The 1487-nt window shown below is 66.6% G+C and carries 1 protein-coding gene; it reads left to right on the top strand.

Going from position 1 to position 1487, the window contains the following annotated elements; translation table 11 throughout:
* Positions 1 to 39 precede the first annotated feature (39 nt).
* On the top strand, positions 40 to 1335 hold the full coding sequence (locus AC0L2J_RS21995; protein WP_473394237.1) for a cystathionine gamma-synthase family protein: 1296 nt from the start codon (positions 40 to 42) through the stop codon (positions 1333 to 1335).
* The last annotated feature ends 152 nt before the right edge of the window (positions 1336 to 1487 follow it).

Below are 1487 nucleotides of genomic sequence, written 5' to 3'. Positions count from 1 at the left end.
CCGCGGCGAGCAGCTCAATCAGCAACAGCGAGACAGGCCATGGTCAAACCGTTCCCGTCGAAGACGCACATCGGCAACCATATGCTGCATCCGGAAACGCTGATGCTGACCTATGGCTACGATCCGCAATTGTCGGAAGGCGCGGTCAAGCCGCCGGTGTTCCTGACCTCGACCTTCGTGTTCAAGACGGCCGAGGACGGGCAGGACTTCTTCGATTTCGTCTCCGGCCGACGCGAGCCGCCGGAAGGAATGGGCGCGGGCCTGGTCTATTCGCGGTTCAATCACCCCAACAGCGAAATCGTCGAGGACAGGCTCGCGATCTACGAGCGCACCGAGAGCTGCGCGCTGTTCTCGTCCGGCATGGCGGCCATCGCAACCACGATCCTGGCGTTCGTCCGCCCCGGCGATGTCATTCTGCACTCGCAGCCGCTCTATGGCGGCACCGAAACCCTGCTGACGAACACGCTTGCGCGTCTGTCGATCGGCGCCGTCGGCTTCGCCGATGGCGTCGATGAAGCCGTGGTCAGCCAGGCCACGGAGGAGGCCATGCGCAAGGGAAGGGTCTCGATGATCCTGATCGAAACTCCGGCCAACCCGACCAACGGGCTGGTCGACATCGCGATGATGCGGCGCGTCGCGGAGACCATCGGAAAGACCCAAGGCCATGTTCCGATCATCGCCTGCGACAATACGCTGCTCGGGCCGGTGTTTCAGCGGCCGATCGAGCACGGCGCCGATATTTCCCTGTACTCGCTCACGAAATATGTCGGCGGTCATTCCGATCTGATCGCGGGCGCCGCGCTCGGCGCAAAGGTGGTGGTGAAAGGCATCAAGGCGCTACGGGGCGCCATCGGCACCCAGCTCGATCCGCATTCCTGCTGGATGATCAACCGCTCGCTCGAGACGCTGAGCCTGCGCATGGAAAAGGCCGACGCGAATGCGCGCCTCGTGGCGGACTATCTGTGCGATCATCCCAAAGTGGCCAAGGTGCACTATCTCGGTCATCACGACGCGGCGTCGCCGGACGGACGTGTGTTTGCGCGGCAATGCACAGGGGCGGGGTCCACGTTCTCGTTCGACATCGTCGGCGGCAAGGCCGCCGCCATGAAATTCCTCAACGCGCTGCAGATCCTCAAGCTGGCGGTGAGCCTCGGTGGAACGGAGTCGCTTGCGAGCCTTCCTGCCACCATGACCCACTCCGGCGTTCCCGCCGACATTCGCCGGAAGATCGGCGTGCTCGATTCCACGATCCGGCTGTCGATCGGCATCGAACACCCGTCGGATTTGATCGCCGACCTCGCACAGGCGCTGAACGCGGCCGAACCTGAGGTGTGACGCCTGCGCCAGCGTACGCGGAATCGAAAAGGGGGGGGGGGGGGGGGGGCGGCGCGGGGCGCGGCGGGGGGGGGGGGGGGGGGGGGGGGGGGGCGGCCCGCCGGGGGGGGGGGGGGGGGGGGGGGGGGGGGGGGGGGGGGGGGGGGGGGGGG

The organism is Bradyrhizobium sp. MV1.5, from assembly GCF_055807615.1.
This window is presented reverse-complemented; position numbering and strand designations above follow the sequence as displayed.